This window comes from Atlantibacter sp. MEI4A-1023, from assembly GCF_056155425.1.
Genome location: NZ_CM149568.1, coordinates 2,862,963 through 2,878,944, shown reverse-complemented (window position 1 = coordinate 2,878,944; position 15,982 = coordinate 2,862,963). Strand labels below are relative to the sequence as shown.

Sequence of the window (15,982 nt, the reverse complement as noted above, 5' to 3'; positions counted from 1 at the left end):
TTTTCATTACGCCGACAGCAAGTTCTCCGGCCATTTTAACGCCAGATGGGACGTATCGTGACGGTGTAACGCCTGCCAGAAGGTATCCAGCGCGTCGTCCAGCCGATGCTGCAAATTAGCGCTAAACACCGGCTTATGCTGATAATCCAGCACCTGACTGTCGTCAGCGTAGACGCCATGCAAAATCTCCTGCGCTTTGAGCGCGTTTAATACCGGCTTCAGGGCATAATCCACTGCCAACAAATGCGCCACACTGCCGCCTGTTGCCAGCGGCAAAACGACTTTTTTCTCCAGCGCGCGTTCGGGTAATAAATCGAGCAGCGTTTTCAGCGCGCCTGCAAAGGAAGCCTTATAAACCGGCGTCGCTACGATCAGCCCGTCAGCTTCTGCCAGCTGCGCGTTAAAGGTTTTCAGTGCCGGGCTGTCGAAGCGCGCATAGATCAGATCTTCCGGCGCGAAGTTTTGCAGATGCCAGTGATAGACCTCCACATCCTGTGCACTAAGCCGATCGCGGGCATATTCTAACAACGCGCTGGAGCGGGAGGGAAAGCGAGGGCTACCGGCCAGGGTGATAATGCGCATGACAGCTCCTTATAACTCATGGTTTTCAAGTTGATAACATTAATAACATTTAGCATCAGTGTCGCAGATCCGCTGGCCTGGGCTAAGTGATTTTTCCGTCGGAGCAATGCCAAATTTCGCATAAATCACCGTAATGGCCGAAAACGATTGCTTTTTTGCCATAAGTCAATTCACTTTGTGAGCGCATTCACGGATAATAGCGCCCCGGTCTGCATACCGGGAATCCAGGAGAGTTCATGTACTACCCCTTCGTTCGTAAAGCCCTTTTTCAGCTCGATCCAGAGCGCGCTCATGAAATGACCTTCCAGCAATTGCGCCGTATTACCGGCACGCCGTTTGAGCGGCTGGTGCGCCAGCGCGTACCGGAAAAACCTGTTTCCTGCATGGGGCTGACATTTAAAAACCCGCTGGGCCTGGCGGCAGGGCTGGATAAAAACGGCGAATGCATTGACGCGCTGGGCGCGATGGGTTTTGGATCGATCGAGATCGGCACCGTGACGCCGCGCCCGCAGCCGGGTAACGATAAGCCGCGGATCTTCCGTTTGGTAGAAGCTGAAGGGTTGATCAACCGCATGGGCTTTAACAACATGGGCGTCGACAACCTGGTTGATAACGTCAAGAAAGCGCATTTCGACGGCGTGCTGGGGATTAATATTGGCAAAAATAAAGACACGCCGGTCGAGCAGGGTAAAGATGACTATCTGATTTGTATGGATAAAGTGTATCCCTATGCCGGATATATCGCGATTAATATCTCCTCTCCAAATACCCCGGGTTTACGTTCGCTGCAATATGGCGAAGCGCTGGACGATCTGTTAAGTGCGATAAAAAATAAGCAACAAGAACTGCAAAAACAGCATCATAAATATGTTCCTGTGGCAGTGAAGATCGCGCCGGATCTTTCCCTGGAGGAATTGATCCAGGTCGCCGACAGTTTAGTTCGCCATAATATTGATGGGGTTATCGCCACCAATACCACCCTCGACCGTTCGCTGGTTGAAGGTATGAAATACTGTAATGAAATGGGGGGCTTAAGCGGCCGTCCATTGCAATTAAAAAGCACCGAAATTATTCGCCTGTTATCTCAGGAATTAAATGGTCGACTGCCGATTATTGGCGTTGGCGGCATTGATTCGCTGATGGCGGCGCGCGAGAAGATGGCGGCAGGCGCAACGCTGATTCAGATTTATTCCGGCTTTATTTTTAAAGGCCCGCCGCTGATTAAAGAAATCGTAACCCATATCTAAGCTTTTTGACTTACAGACAACCAAGGCTTTATTTTGAGCCCTGGTTGTTTTATATTCGGGCGCAGTTGCTAATTTAGACATTTTAGTCTTTTCTTTATTAGGGTTTTAAACGAAGCGGCAAAAAGGATGATATTTCGTCGCTGGCAGATGTGGGGAAAAAATGATGCGCATTAAACCGGACGATAACTGGCATTGGTATTTTGATGACGAGCACGACAGAATGATGCTCGACCTGGCTAATGGCATGCTATTCCGTTCGCGCTTCGCCCGCAAAATGCTCACCCCCGATGCTTTTTCCTCCAGCGGCTTTTGCGTTGATGATGCTGCGCTTTATTTCACCTTCGAAGAAAAATGCCGCGATTTGCAATTATCTAAAGATCAGCGTGCTGAGCTGGTATTGAATGCGCTAGTGGCGATACGCTTCCTGAAACCGCAAATGCCGAAAAGCTGGCATTTCCTTTCCCATGATGATTATTGGCAGCCGGTTTGCGGCGACCCTGCATGTGTGTATTTGAGTGATACCCAGGAGAGCGTCAGCCTGCTGGTAGTGGAGCCGGGTGACAATGCGGCGCTGTGCCTGTTGGCGCAACCCGGTTTAACGCTCGCCGGGCGCACGATGCAGTTGGGTGATGCGATTAAAATCATGAACGACAGGCTAAGACCGCAGCCAGTGGCGCAAAGCCTTAGCCTCGACCAGGCCGTTTAACTTTCCAGGGTAACGGCCCCAACCGGAATACAGCTACAGCACAGTATGGTGCCATCGTCGCCCACTGCACTCTGTTTTAGCGCTTTCACTTCCCCGTCGACTAACCGAATCCGACAGCTTCCGCAGATGCCTGCCCGGCACGAGTAAGGAACGCGGATGCCCTGTTGCTCAAGCTGCTCCAGCAGAATTTGCTGGTTATTGCCTTTGAATGTCGCGCCTTGCCAGGTAATAGCCACCGCGCTTTGCGGTGCGGTTTCTACTTCAATGGACTGAGCAACTTCACCCGGACCGTAGACGCGCGCCGGTTTGGTTTTCAGAATGTCCACTTCATCGCCAACGTGAATAATGCCGCTTTCCCGGGCGATGAGATTCTGGCCGAAATCCACATCGCCGGAATCATCTTGTGCGGTACGGAACGACTGCAACGTCGCCAGTGGTTCGCCGGAAGGGTGCTTCATGCCGCGCTCCGGGCTGACGGTAGTAAAAATACAGCGGCTACAGGGCTTGGCAACATCAAAGGTCACGCCGCCAATGCGAATCACATCCCAGGTGTCTTCTTCCCAGGCCTGCGCGCCGGATACCACGATATTCGGTCTGAACTGGGTCATTTTGACGCTGGCCGGGCAGCGCTGTTGCAGATCGCGCAGCGAGGCTTCATTAGCTAACAGATAGGGATAGCCGTCCGCGAAGGAGAGCGGCACCGCTTCATGGCGCTTGACCCGGCGCGTCAGTTCCGGCCCCACCCAGCGCAGTTGCACCTCGCGGGAAAAGAAACCGCTCAGCCACTGGTTAATTGCCTGCGGGGCGACCAGCGCGGTGAAGTGATTGCCCCAGACTTCCGTCGGCTGCGCAGCGGCGGCAAAGTCGCTGTAACGCACCACGGCGCTGCTGCCATCCGGCGCGCGCAGATGTAAACCATCATGCATAATCGCCGGGGTAAACAGCACCATTTGGGGATACTGGCGCGCGGTAATAAAGGTGCCGTCAGTTTCTGTCACCATGAAAATGCGATCAAACGCCAGCCCGCTTAAACTTACCTGTGCATGAGAGAGTTGAGTACCGCGCATGGATTTGACCGGATGAATTGCAAGACGAGATAAAAAGACCACTGCGCACTCCCAGGAAAGTAAAAGAAGGTGAAGAAATAGAAGGGCAACTTTATGACATGCGGGGCGGATTGGCTATAATGCGCAACAATTTTCTTAAGTGATAAGTGACGATATGAATGCTTTATTTGCCAGTACGGCGCGCGGCCTTGAAGAACTGTTAAAAACCGAACTGGAAAATTTGGGTGCGCAAAACGCTCAGGTGGTCCAGGGCGGCGTACATTTTGAAGGCGACGCGCATCTGCTCTATTCGAGCCTGATGTGGAGCCGCCTGGCATCACGCATTCTGCTGCCGCTTAGCGAATGCAAAGTCTACAGCGATTTGGATCTGTATCTTGGCGTGCAGGCGATCGACTGGACCGCGATGTTTGCGCCAGGGGCGACATTCGCTGTCCATTTCAGTGGCTTAAACGACACTATCCGTAACAGCCAGTACGGCGCGCTGAAGGTAAAAGACGCAATTGTCGACGCCTTTACCCGGAAAAATCTGCCGCGCCCGAATGTCGATAAAGAACAGCCGGACCTGCGCATTAACGTCTGGTTGAATAAAGAGACCGCCAGCATTGCCCTCGATCTCAGCGGCGACGGCCTGCATCAGCGCGGCTACCGTGACGCAACCGGCCAGGCGCCGATCAAAGAGACTCTGGCGGCAGCTATCGTGCAGCGCTCCGGCTGGCAGCCGGGTACCCCGCTTATCGATCCGATGTGCGGCTCCGGCACGCTGTTAATTGAAGCGGCGATGATCGCCACCGATCGCGCGCCGGGCCTGCACCGCACCCGCTGGGGCTTTAGCGGCTGGGCGAAGCATGACGACGAGATCTGGAAAAGCGTGAAAACGGATGCCCAGGTGCGGGCGCGCCGTGGGCTGGGCGAATACGAGTCGCGCTTCTGGGGTTCTGATAACGATCCGCGCGTCATCGAACGCGCGCGCAGCAACGCCCGTCGCGCCGGCCTGGCCGACATTATCTCTTTTAGCGTCAGCGACGTGGCGCAACTGACCAACCCGTTGCCGAAAGGCCCGTTTGGTACCGTCATCAGCAACCCGCCGTACGGCGAGCGTCTGGAAAGTGAACCGGCGTTGATCGCTCTGCACAGCCTGCTGGGCCGCGCTATGAAGCAGCAGTTTGGCGGCTGGAATTTATCGCTGTTCAGCGCCTCGCCGGAATTGCTGAGCTGTCTGCAACTGCGCGCCGATCGCCAGTTCAAAGCCAAAAACGGTCCACTGGACTGCGTTCAGAAAAACTATCATTTAGCTGCGGGCAGTAGTGAAGGCGGACAGGGGCGCATCGCGGAAGACTACGCCAACCGCTTACGCAAGAATCTCAAAAAGCTGGATAAGTGGGCGAAACAGGAAGGGATTGAATGCTACCGCCTCTATGATGCCGACCTGCCGGATTATAACGTGGCGGTGGACCGTTACGCCGACTGGGTGGTGATTCAGGAATACGCGCCGCCGAAAACCGTCGATGCCAATAAGGCACGCCAGCGTCTGTTTGATGTCATCGCCGCGACGATCCAGGTGCTGGAAATCGCCCCGAATAAGCTGGTGCTGAAAACCCGCGAGCGCCAGAAGGGCGCAAGTCAGTATCAGAAAGTCGCGCAGAAAGAAGAATTTATGGAAGTGCGCGAGTACAACGCACGGTTCTGGGTCAACCTGACCGATTACCTTGATACCGGTCTGTTCCTCGATCACCGCATCGCGCGCCGGATGCTGGGCCAGATGAGCAAAGGCAAAGATTTTCTTAACCTGTTTGCCTACACCGGCAGCGCCAGCGTTCACGCCGGGCTGGGCGGCGCGAAAAGCACCACCACGGTAGATATGTCGCGTACCTATCTGGAATGGGCGGAACGTAACCTGCGCCTGAACGGCTTAACGGGGCGCAACCATCGTCTGATCCAGGCCGATTGCCTGGGCTGGCTGGCTGAATCTACCGAGCGTTTTGACCTGATCTTTATCGATCCGCCGACGTTCTCTAACTCAAAACGGATGGAAGCCTCGTTTGATGTTCAGCGCGATCACCTGACGTTAATGAAGGATCTCAAGCGCCTGCTGAACCCTGGCGGCACCATTATGTTCTCCAATAACAAACGTGGCTTCAAAATGGATCTGCCTGGCCTGGCGGAACTGGGCCTGAAGGCGCAGGAAATTACCGAGAAAACGCTGTCGCAAGATTTTGCCCGTAATCGCCAGATCCATAACTGCTGGCTGGTTACTCACGAGACCGGGAAATAATTATTTATGTCATTAATCAGTATGCATGGCGCGTGGCTGTCTTACAGCGACGCACCGCTTCTTGATAACGCCGAACTGCACATCGAAGACAACGAACGGGTTTGTCTGGTGGGGCGTAACGGGGCCGGTAAATCGACCCTGATGAAGATCCTCAACCGCGAAGTGGGCCTGGACGATGGACGGCTGATTTTCGAGCAGGATTTAGTGGTGGCGCGTCTGCAACAGGACCCACCGCGCAACGTCACCGGTAGCGTGTATGATTTCGTTGCCGAGGGTATCGAAGAACAGGCGGAATACCTCAAACGCTACCATGATGTTTCCCATCTGGTGATGCAGGACCCGAGCGATAAAAATCTGGCCGAGCTGGCGCGGGTGCAGGAGCTGCTCGATCATCATGGCCTGTGGCAGCTTGAGAACCGCATTTCTGAAGTGCTGATGCAGCTTGGATTGAACGCCGATATGGAACTGGCGGCGCTGTCTGGCGGCTGGCTGCGTAAAGCCGCGCTGGGCCGGGCGCTGGTCAGTGGGCCGCGCGTACTGCTGCTTGATGAACCGACCAACCACCTGGATATCGAAACCATCGACTGGCTGGAAGGGTTTTTAAAAACCTTCCAGGGCTGCATTATTTTCATCTCCCATGACCGTTCTTTTATCCGCAATATGGCGACGCGCATTGTCGATCTCGATCGCGGCAAGCTGGTCTCTTATCCGGGTGACTACGATCAATATCTGGTGGCGAAAGAAGAAGCGCTGCGCGTAGAAGAACTGCAAAATGCCGAATTCGATAAGAAACTGGCCCAGGAAGAAGTCTGGATCCGCCAGGGCATCAAGGCCCGCCGCACCCGTAATGAAGGCCGCGTCCGGGCGTTGAAAAGCCTGCGCCGTGAACGCAGCGAGCGCCGTGAAGTCATGGGCAGCGCCAAAATGCAGGTAGAAGAAGCGACCCGCTCCGGCAAGATCGTGTTTGAGCTTGAGGATGTGAATTATGGCATCGAGGGCAAAACCCTGGTGCGTGATTTCAGCGCCCAGGTACAACGCGGCGATAAAATTGCGCTGGTGGGCCCGAACGGCTGCGGCAAAACCACGTTACTGAAACTGATGCTCGGTCAACTTAACGCCGACAGCGGGCGCGTTCACGTCGGCACCAAACTGGAAATCGCCTATTTCGATCAGCACCGCGCTGAGCTGGATCCTGAGCGTACCGTGATGGATAACCTCGCGGAAGGGAAACAGGAAGTCATGGTTAACGGCAAGCCGCGCCATGTACTGGGTTACTTACAGGACTTTTTATTCCACCCTAAACGCGCCATGACGCCGGTACGCGCACTCTCCGGCGGAGAACGCAACCGCCTGCTGCTGGCACGTCTTTTTCTGAAACCCAGCAATCTGTTGATTCTCGATGAACCGACTAACGATCTGGATGTAGAAACCCTGGAGCTGCTGGAAGAGTTGATCGACGGCTATCAGGGAACCGTGCTGCTGGTGAGCCACGACCGTGAGTTCGTCGACAATACCGTGACCGAATGCTGGATCTTCGAAGGCGAAGGGCGCATCGGGCAGTATGTTGGCGGCTATCACGATGCGCGTGGACAGCAGGCTTCCTCGGCCATTGCACGTGCGCCGGTAGCGAAAAAAGAGCCCGAAGTGACGGTTGCGAAAGCAGAAACTGTCAAACGAGCCAGCGGCAAACTAAGCTATAACATGCAGCGCGAATTAGAGCAGATGCCGCAGCGCATGGAAGCCCTGGAAGCCGCGCTGGAAGCCCTGCAATCGCAGGTTAGCGATGCATCCTTCTTTAATCAACCTCATGACGTCACGCAAAGCGTGCTGGAAAAACTGGCGAGCGCAGAGCAAGAGCTTGAGGCGGCTTTCGAACGTTGGGAATACCTTGAATCGTTAAAAAACGGTGGATAGCCATAGGGAGGGCGGCATGTGTGAACAGCACCATGCAGCGAAACATATTCTGTGTTCGCAGTGCGACATGCTGGTGTTATTGCCAAAGCTGGAAGAGGGCCACAAAGCCAACTGCCCACGCTGCGGCACGACATTAACAACACAGTGGGCCGCGCCGCGCCAGCGGCCTACCGCCTATGCGCTGGCGGCGCTATTTATGCTGCTGCTGGCCAACCTTTTTCCCTTCGTGAATATGAAGGTGGCGGGCATTACCAGCGAGGTTACGCTGCTGGAAATCCCCGGCGTGATGTTTTCGGAAGATTATGCCAGCCTGGGCTCGCTTTTTATGCTGTTCGTCCAGCTGGTGCCCGCGTTTTGCCTGGTGACTATCCTGCTGTTGGTCAACCGCGTCGCCCTGCCGGGCAGCCTGAAGCGGGCGATGGCCCGCATTCTGTTTAATCTCAAAACCTGGGGAATGGCGGAGATTTTCCTCGCCGGGGTATTAGTGAGTTTTGTAAAACTGATGGCCTATGGCGATATCGGCGTTGGCAGCAGTTTTATTCCCTGGTGTCTGTTTTGCGTGTTGCAACTGCGTGCTTTTCAATGCGTGGATCGCCGCTGGCTATGGGATGATATAGCACCGATGCCGGTACTTGCCACGCCGTTGCGCGTCGGCGTGCCGGGAATACGCCAGGGCCTACGTTCATGCCGCTGTTGTACCGCTATTCTCCCCGCTGATAACACCCGCTGCCCGCGCTGCGAAACGCATGGCCATGTGCGGCGCAAGAACAGCCTGCAATGGACACTGGCGCTGTTATTCACCGCCATCATTCTTTATCTTCCCGCCAATATTTTGCCGATCATGATCACCGACCTGCTTGGCGACAAGATGCCGTCGACCATTCTTGCCGGGGTTATTTTGCTCTGGAGCGAGGGTTCCTATCCGGTGGCGCTGGTCATTTTCATCGCCAGCATTCTGGTCCCGACGTTAAAAATGATCGCCATTGCCTGGTTGTGCTGGGATGCCAAAGGGCACGGGCAGCGCGACAGCGAACGTATGCACCTGATTTATGAAGTGGTGGAGTTTGTTGGGCGCTGGTCAATGATTGATGTGTTTGTTATTGCCGTACTCTCTGCGCTGGTGCGCATGGGCGCCTTAATGAGCATTTATCCCGCTATCGGCGCAGTGATGTTTGCGCTGGTGGTGATTATTACAATGTTCGCTGCGATGACCTTTGACCCGCGTTTGTCCTGGGATCGCGAGCCTGAAATGAGCCATAAGGAGTCATCAGAACATGGAAAAACCTAACGGGGAAGCGCAGGTGCGCAAGGTCAGGAACTGGTCGCCGGTCTGGATATTCCCTATCGTCACGGCGCTGATCGGCGCATGGATACTTTTTTACCATTACAGCCACCAGGGACCGGAAGTCACATTAATCACCACCAACGCTGAAGGTATTGAAGGTGGCAAAACCACCATTAAGAGCCGCAGTGTGGACGTGGGCGTTATTGAAAGCGCGGTACTCTCCGACGATCTTTTGCACGTGGAAATCAAAGCGCGTTTAAATGCCGGCATGGAAAAGTTGTTGCATAAGGATTCCGTGTTCTGGGTCGTCAAACCGCAAATTGGCAGAGAAGGGGTGAGTGGGCTTAACACGCTGTTCTCCGGTGCCTATATTGAACTCAAACCGGGTACCAAAGGCTCGGTGCCAGATCAATACCAGTTGTTGGATGCGCCGCCGCTGGCGCCGCCTGATGCGAAAGGGATCCGTGTGGTGCTCGACAGTAATAAAGCGGGCCAACTGTCGCCGGGCGATCCGGTGTTGTTTCGCGGTTACCGCGTCGGATCGGTGGAAACCAGCACTTTTGACACCCAAAAACGCACCATCAGCTATCAGCTTTTTGTGAATGCGCCCTATGACAGACTGGTAACAAGCAATGTTCGCTTCTGGAAAGACAGCGGGATCGCTGTTGATCTGACCTCGGCGGGTATGCGTGTGGAAATGGGCTCGTTAACCACGCTGTTCAGCGGCGGCGTGAGTTTTGATATTCCCGACGGCTGGGAGCTGGGGCAACCCATCACCGAAAAAACGGCATTTAAGCTGTACGACGATCAAAAAAGTATTCAGGACTCGTTGTACACCAAACATATTGATTACTTAGTCTTCTTTAACGACTCGATACGCGGGCTGCAGCCTGGCGCACCGGTTGAATTTCGGGGGATCCGCCTCGGTACCGTGGCGCAGGCACCGTACTTTGTACCTGGGCTGCGTCAGGCTCTGAGTACCGATTACCGTATTCCGGTACTGATTCGTATTGAACCTGAACGTCTGGAAAACCAGTTAGGCGAAAGCCCGGAGATCGGCGCGCATTTGCAGGATCTGGTGTCGCGCGGTTTACGCGCCTCGCTGAAAACCGGCAACCTGGTAACCGGCGCGCTGTATATGGATCTTGATTTCTATCCGAAAGCGCCGGCGATGTCGGGAATGCGCAGCTTCGGCGGTTACTCGATTATTCCATCCGTCAGCGGCGGCCTGGCGCAAATCCAGCAGCGCCTGCTGGAGACGCTTGATAAGATCAACAACTTGCCGCTTAACCCAATGATTCAGCAGGCCACGAATACATTGAATGAAAGCCAACGCACCATGCAGCGCTTGCAGCAGACGTTGAACAATTTGAACCAACTGACGGCCAGCAAATCAATGCAACAGTTACCTGCGGATATGCAAGGCACACTGCGCGAACTGAACCGCAGTATGCAGGGCTTCCAGCCGGGCTCAGCGGCCTACAACAAGATGGTGGCAGATATGCAGCGCCTCGATCAGGTATTGCGTGAACTCCAGCCGGTGTTGCGCACCCTGAACGATAAGAGCAACGCGCTGGTGTTTGAAGCGAAGGATAAAAAAGATCCACAGCCGAAGAGGGCGAAAGAATGAGAAAGTGGCTTCCGGTACTGATTGCGGCGCTGCTTAGCGCCTGCAGCAGCAGCGACGACGGAAAAACGTACTATCAGCTGCCCGCCGGGCCGCAGGCCCAAAGCCAGACTACCAGCCAGGGCCGGCAGCTTCTGTGGGTGGAGCAGGTCACCATTCCAGATTATCTGGCTGGCAACGGTGTGGTTTATCAAACCACCGATGTGCAGTTCAACATCGCCAACAGCAACCTGTGGGCCAGCCCGTTAGATCAGCAACTGCGCAATACGCTGGTGGCGAATTTAAGCAGCCAGTTGCCGGGGTGGGTGGTTTCCTCGACGCCGCTGGGCAGCGAGCAGCAGGTACTTAATGTTAACGTCACCGGATTTCATGGCCGTTACGATGGACGGGTGATAGTGAGCGGCGAGTGGTTGCTCAATAATCAGGGCGAACTGGTAAAACGGCCATTTAACATTGTGTTGACGCAACAGCAGGACGGCTATGACGCGATGGTGAAAACTCTCGGCCAGGCCTGGCAGCAGGAAGCACAGAGTATAGCGGCAGAAATTAAACGACTTCGTTAAAATTTTTTGTGTAAATTTTAGCCGCTGTAAGTCCGTACAGGCTTGCTGCGGCTTTTCTTTTGATACCAATAAGATAAAAAACCCACGTAAATCAATTTGTAATTTTTTGCCTTCGTATAGGTCACAAATATGACATTGGCGTGAATTTTGCGCGTTGACGTGATGGGAGATTCGCGTTATTGCTTAGTCGTGATTGTGCATTTGCTAATCACTGTTTTCATTTCCAGCAGAAACAAAGATGAGGGAAACGAGGCATGAAGAGACAAAAACGAGATCGCCTGGAACGGGCACATCAACGCGGTTATCAAGCAGGCATGACCGGACGACCAAAAGAAATGTGTCCCTATCAGGCTGTTAATCAGAGATCTTATTGGCTTGGAGGCTGGCGAGAAGCCATGGACGTCAAAGTGTTAATCGCATAACACTGTCTCTTTAGACATAGAAACCTCCGCAGCGCGGAGGTTTCGCCTTACAGGAGCCTGGTTTTTAGAAAGTAGACGTATCCTGGAACAGGCCCACTTTCAGATCGTTGGCGGTATAGATTACCCGACCATCAACCAGTACTTCACCATCGGCCAGACCCATAATCAAACGGCGATTTACCACACGTTTAAAGTGGATGCGGTAGGTCACTTTTTTCGCCGTCGGCAGAACCTGACCGGTAAATTTCACTTCCCCTACGCCCAGGGCGCGGCCTTTGCCTTCGCCGCCCAACCAGCCTAAGTAGAACCCAACCAGCTGCCACATGGCATCAAGGCCCAGACAGCCTGGCATTACCGGGTCGCCAATGAAATGGCAACCAAAGAACCACAGGTCTGGATTGATATCCAGCTCCGCTTCGACATAGCCTTTATCGAAATTGCCGCCGGTCTCGGTCATTTTGACGACGCGGTCCATCATCAACATGTTGGGTGCCGGTAACTGCGGGCCGTTAGCGCCAAACAGTTCACCACGGCTGGAGGCAAGAAGGTCTTCTTTCGTATAGGATTCGCGTTTATCTACCATGTTCTCAGTAAGCCTTATTTTATTGAAGCACGCAGGTTAGCTAACACGTGTACGCTGAACAAGTCCGATCAGTTGTGGTTGAACCAGTTAAGCCAGCCTAATGGCCAGGGATAACGGTTTCTTCCTCCTTGCTGAGTCGCTTGCGCAATGCGTTCCTGGATTGTTTGAATCAGTGTTGTTTGCCCCTCTGCGTCCCACGGCAAGCCGGTGAGCAGCGGTAAGGCATCCATCACATCATCAACGGCCCAGATGAAGAATTGCTCATTTTCTACCGCGTCCAGTAACGGTTGCGACAGCGAAAGATGACGCACGTTAGCTGATGGAATAATGACGCCCTGATTACCGGTTAATTCCCGGCTCTGGCAAATCTCAAAAAATCCTTCGATTTTTTCGTTAAGCCCGCCAACGGGTTGCGCCCGGCCAAACTGGTCGACCGAGCCGGTAATGGCAATATTCTGGTGTACCGGTACATCCGCCAGTGCGCTGATTAACGCGCAAAGCTCGGCCATGGATGCGCTGTCGCCATCGACTTCGCTGTAAGATTGCTCGAAGGTTAATGAGGCTGAGAAGGGGATTTGCTGCTCAAGCTGCAATTCCGACATCAAAAAAGCCTGCATAATCATCATGCCTTTGGCATGGATATTCCCGCCCAGCTCGGCTTTACGCTCGATATCAATGAACTCGCCATCGCCAATATGCACCACGCAGCTAATGCGCGAAGGTTCGCCGAACGCGCGTGGATGACCGGGAAATTCGATCACCGACAGAGCGTTAATCTGGCCGACGCGGTCGCCTTCGGTTTCTACCAGGATTTGGTCGAGCAGGATCTCATCCTGCATCCGTTCCGCGAGGAAGCCTTCACGCCATGCCCGTTGTTCAAGCATAGATGCAAGTTGTTCGGCGTTAAATGTTTCACCCTCGCATAACGATGAAACTTCGCGCAGCTGGCGCAGGATCCAAGAAGGATAAAGCGGCAACGTTTCCTGATCCTGAGTATAACGGGTCGCTTCGCGGATCAGGATCGGCCAGGCGCTGGCGTCAGGCGTGGGCAATTCATGGGTTGCTGCAATATGTAAAACCCATTGCTGCCACAGGCTCATCGCTTCTTCATCTGCGACCTGAAGGTTATCTTCAAACTCGCTATAAATGGCCAGTGAACTCAGCTCCGGCTCCATCTCCTGGAAATCTGCCAGCGATTCGCGATCGCCAACCAGCACGACCTTCAACTGAAGCGGCAAAGACGGCACCGAAACCGGCAACGGACGGGTTTCATCCTGTGAGAACCAGTCGAAGCGGTTACGCTCGACCATATGCTTTAAACGCAGCCACAGTAGCGGCTGGGAAAGCAGCGCACGGAGGGAAAGGATCAGCACACCGCCATTAGCCTGATGAATGAGACCGGGCTGTAAAGTGACCTTCTCGCCAGGCTGGCGCACACAGCCGAAGAGTTGTTCCGTCTCGACCCAGTCGGCAGAGACAATCTCGCCTGCACTGGTAAAGGGATCCTCAGTGCTGATGGCAGGGTGCAGCGTAACCGTATTATTCTCAATGGAATATCGGCCACCAAATAACTGGTCAGTTGCGGGGCTGTTTTCCTGCAGGTAGTCAGCGACGGTATCGAGATAATTTTTTTCTTCCGGCGCTCTGACGAGCATAAACGCGGAAGAAGAATAAGGGTGGATCAACTGTTCAAGGCCAAAGCATAAACGGGGCTGGATGGCTTGAATGTCGAGCGGTGAATCAGAGTCCGTTTTTGGCTGCGTAAACAGTTCAAGGTACCGATCGGTGTCGGTGACCAGAGCACGCCATGAAAGTTTATTAATGGTCAAAGTCGCTTTTTTAAGGTAGAGGTTAAAGGCGCGATTATAGCGTAATGGCAACAAGGACACACCCGTAATCAAGCAATTGCCCGGGAGAATCAGTCAGAGAGTCACAGGCTACGATTTCAATTCAGCGAAATGGAAAAAAACTGTTATTCTGAAGTGAGTTATACGGTCATCCTGAGATCACAATGAAATATCAACAATTGGAAAATCTCGAAAGCGGCTGGAAATGGAAATATCTGGTGAAGAAGCATCGCGAAGGCGAACTGATCACCCGGTACAGAGAAGCCAGCGCGGCCAAAGAGGCAGTGGACCTCTTACTCAACATGGAAAACGAACCCGTCCAGGTTGCCGACTGGATAGACGCGCATATTAATCCCGAGCTGATTAACCGCATGAAGCAGACGATTCGGGCCCGTCGCAAGCGTCATTTTAATGCGGAGCATCAGCATACCCGCAAAAAGTCTATCGACCTGGAGTATATGGTCTGGCAGCGTCTGGCTGGCCTGGCGCAGCGCAGAGGGATAACCCTCTCTGAAACCATCGTACAGCTCATTGAAGATGCTGAGCGTAAAGAGAAGTACGCCAGCCAGATGTCGACGCTGAAGCAGGATATTGAAGCATTGCTGGGTAAAGGGGAGTAAAGCGCTCTTTTTTATCTGAACGCCTTTGTTCATGTTCACTTAAGAACGACAGGCGAAAAAAAACCCCGCATTGCGGGGTTTTTTCATAACGGTAACTTAAGCCTGCGGCTGAGTTACAACGTCTTTGATACCTTTAACTTCGATTTCTACGCGACGATCCGGTGCCAGGCAGTCGATCAGAGCAGCGCGCGGTTTAACGTTATCACAGGTGCTGCCAGTAACCGGGTTAGATTCGCCCATGCCACGTGCAGAGATCTTGTCAGCCGGGATACCTTTAGAGATCAGGTAATCAACAACGGACTGAGCACGTTTCTCAGACAGACCCTGGTTGTAAGCGTCAGAACCGATACGGTCAGTGAAGCCCAGAACAACAACGGAACCGTCTTTCGGATCCAGATTGCTCAGCTGGGTGTACATCTGATCCAGAGCCTGCTGGCCTTCCGGTTTCAGAGTTGCTTTGTTGAAGTTGAACAGAACGTCAGACTTCAGAGTGAAGTGTTTGGTCTGTACTTCTGGAGCCGGAGCCGGAGCCGGAGCTACAACCGGTGCCGGAGCATCGTACTGGCCGAAACGGTAAGAAACACCCAGGCTCAGCATGCCGTTGTCAGGACGAGTACCTACAGTACCTGCGTCACCGATGTTGTTAACCCACTGGTATTCCAGACGGGTAGCGATGTCGCGGGTAACAGCCCATTCAACACCACCAGCGAATACTGGGGAAACGCCAGTGTCGTGGTCTTTCAGACGACCGCCAGCACCGTTGTCGTATGCTGCTTTAGAGTCAGCACGCCATACCATACCACCCAGACGGGTGTAGATATCCAGATCGTCAGTAACCGGGTAACCCAGTTTAGCGGTCAGTTGAACGCCCTGAGCTTTGAAAGCGCCGTTGTTAGTGTCGCCTTTGTACGGCATACGACCTAACCAGTCGTAACCCATTTCAAAACCAACGTACGGGTTAACCTGGTAACCACCGAAAGCACCTGCGCCCAGCTGGCTTTCGTGAGTCGGACCGTTACCGATGCGGCTGTCATAACCATTACCGTAGAAACCGGTATCGTGGTACTGGGACCAGCCCAGTTTACCACCTGCATACCAGGTGTTATCTTTCGGTGCGGCTTGCGCTACGGTAGCGAAGCCAGCCAGTGCCACTGCAATCGCGATAGCTGTCTTTTTCATTTTTTGCGCCTCGTTATCATCCAAAAGGCCATGAACATCTCTTAAAGAGCTCACGGTTAAATCCTTCA

Annotated in this window: 14 protein-coding genes; 9 read left to right on the top strand and 5 right to left on the bottom strand. The window is 53.7% G+C overall.

Going from position 1 to position 15,982, the window contains the following annotated elements:
- Positions 1 to 6: 6 nt before the first annotated feature.
- A complete protein-coding gene (ssuE, locus tag ACVV26_RS13900) occupies positions 7 to 582 on the bottom strand; it encodes an NADPH-dependent FMN reductase (protein WP_474797701.1) in 576 nt (191 codons plus the stop codon).
- 236 nt (positions 583 to 818) lie between these two features.
- Between ssuE and pyrD the strand changes: the two genes are divergently transcribed.
- Both pyrD and ACVV26_RS13890 read left to right on the top strand, forming a co-directional pair.
- The gene (gene pyrD, locus ACVV26_RS13895; protein WP_474797699.1) at positions 819 to 1,829 is read left to right on the top strand and encodes a quinone-dependent dihydroorotate dehydrogenase; all 1,011 of its coding nucleotides are present in this window, start codon (positions 819 to 821) and stop codon (positions 1,827 to 1,829) included.
- A 163-nt stretch (positions 1,830 to 1,992) separates the two neighbouring features.
- A complete protein-coding gene (locus ACVV26_RS13890; RefSeq protein WP_474801855.1) occupies positions 1,993 to 2,535 on the top strand; it encodes a cell division protein ZapC in 543 nt (180 codons plus the stop codon).
- Here ACVV26_RS13890 and ACVV26_RS13885 read toward each other — a convergent pair.
- Positions 2,532 to 3,644 (bottom strand): YcbX family protein, encoded by a 1,113-nt coding sequence (locus ACVV26_RS13885; protein ID WP_474797697.1) that lies wholly within the window; start codon positions 3,642 to 3,644, stop codon positions 2,532 to 2,534. The genes ACVV26_RS13890 and ACVV26_RS13885 overlap by 4 nt on opposite strands.
- A gap of 112 nt (positions 3,645 to 3,756) precedes the next feature.
- Between ACVV26_RS13885 and rlmKL the strand changes: the two genes are divergently transcribed.
- The 6 genes from rlmKL (at position 3,757) to rmf (ending at position 11,685) form a co-directional block, all read left to right on the top strand.
- Entirely contained in the window at positions 3,757 to 5,874 is a 2,118-nt protein-coding gene (gene rlmKL / locus ACVV26_RS13880) for a bifunctional 23S rRNA (guanine(2069)-N(7))-methyltransferase RlmK/23S rRNA (guanine(2445)-N(2))-methyltransferase RlmL (protein WP_474797695.1), read from the top strand.
- A 6-nt stretch (positions 5,875 to 5,880) separates the two neighbouring features.
- Complete coding sequence (locus tag ACVV26_RS13875; RefSeq protein WP_474797693.1) at positions 5,881 to 7,788, top strand: ABC transporter ATP-binding protein; 1,908 nt, start codon at positions 5,881 to 5,883, stop codon at positions 7,786 to 7,788.
- Positions 7,789 to 7,804: 16 nt separating this feature from the next.
- Complete coding sequence (gene pqiA, locus ACVV26_RS13870) at positions 7,805 to 9,076, top strand: membrane integrity-associated transporter subunit PqiA (RefSeq protein WP_474797691.1); 1,272 nt, start codon at positions 7,805 to 7,807, stop codon at positions 9,074 to 9,076.
- Positions 9,063 to 10,703 carry an intermembrane transport protein PqiB gene (gene pqiB, locus ACVV26_RS13865; RefSeq protein WP_474797689.1) on the top strand — a complete coding sequence of 547 codons (1,641 nt, stop codon included), beginning with the start codon at positions 9,063 to 9,065 and terminating at the stop codon, positions 10,701 to 10,703. The genes pqiA and pqiB overlap by 14 nt, the downstream gene beginning before the upstream one ends.
- The gene (gene pqiC, locus ACVV26_RS13860; RefSeq protein ID WP_474797687.1) at positions 10,700 to 11,263 is read left to right on the top strand and encodes a membrane integrity-associated transporter subunit PqiC; all 564 of its coding nucleotides are present in this window, start codon (positions 10,700 to 10,702) and stop codon (positions 11,261 to 11,263) included. Before pqiB ends, pqiC begins: the two co-directional genes overlap by 4 nt.
- A 254-nt stretch (positions 11,264 to 11,517) precedes the next feature.
- Positions 11,518 to 11,685 (top strand): ribosome modulation factor, encoded by a 168-nt coding sequence (rmf, locus tag ACVV26_RS13855; protein WP_002463017.1) that lies wholly within the window; start codon positions 11,518 to 11,520, stop codon positions 11,683 to 11,685.
- Between the two features lie 64 nt (positions 11,686 to 11,749).
- On the opposite strand, the gene fabA is transcribed toward rmf, so the two are convergent.
- Together fabA and ACVV26_RS13845 are read right to left on the bottom strand one after the other, a co-directional pair.
- On the bottom strand, positions 11,750 to 12,268 hold the full coding sequence (gene fabA / locus ACVV26_RS13850; RefSeq protein ID WP_474797685.1) for a bifunctional 3-hydroxydecanoyl-ACP dehydratase/trans-2-decenoyl-ACP isomerase: 519 nt from the start codon (positions 12,266 to 12,268) through the stop codon (positions 11,750 to 11,752).
- 68 nt (positions 12,269 to 12,336) lie between these two features.
- Entirely contained in the window at positions 12,337 to 14,097 is a 1,761-nt protein-coding gene (locus tag ACVV26_RS13845) for an AAA family ATPase (RefSeq protein WP_474797683.1), read from the bottom strand.
- 182 nt (positions 14,098 to 14,279) lie between these two features.
- Here ACVV26_RS13845 and matP point away from each other — a divergent pair, with 182 nt between their 5' ends.
- Positions 14,280 to 14,735, top strand: coding sequence for a macrodomain Ter protein MatP (matP, locus tag ACVV26_RS13840; RefSeq protein WP_474797681.1), 456 nt, complete (start codon positions 14,280 to 14,282; stop codon positions 14,733 to 14,735).
- Positions 14,736 to 14,831: 96 nt separating this feature from the next.
- On the opposite strand, the gene ompA is transcribed toward matP, so the two are convergent.
- Positions 14,832 to 15,914 (bottom strand): porin OmpA, encoded by a 1,083-nt coding sequence (gene ompA, locus ACVV26_RS13835; RefSeq protein WP_474797679.1) that lies wholly within the window; start codon positions 15,912 to 15,914, stop codon positions 14,832 to 14,834.
- Positions 15,915 to 15,982 lie beyond the last annotated feature (68 nt).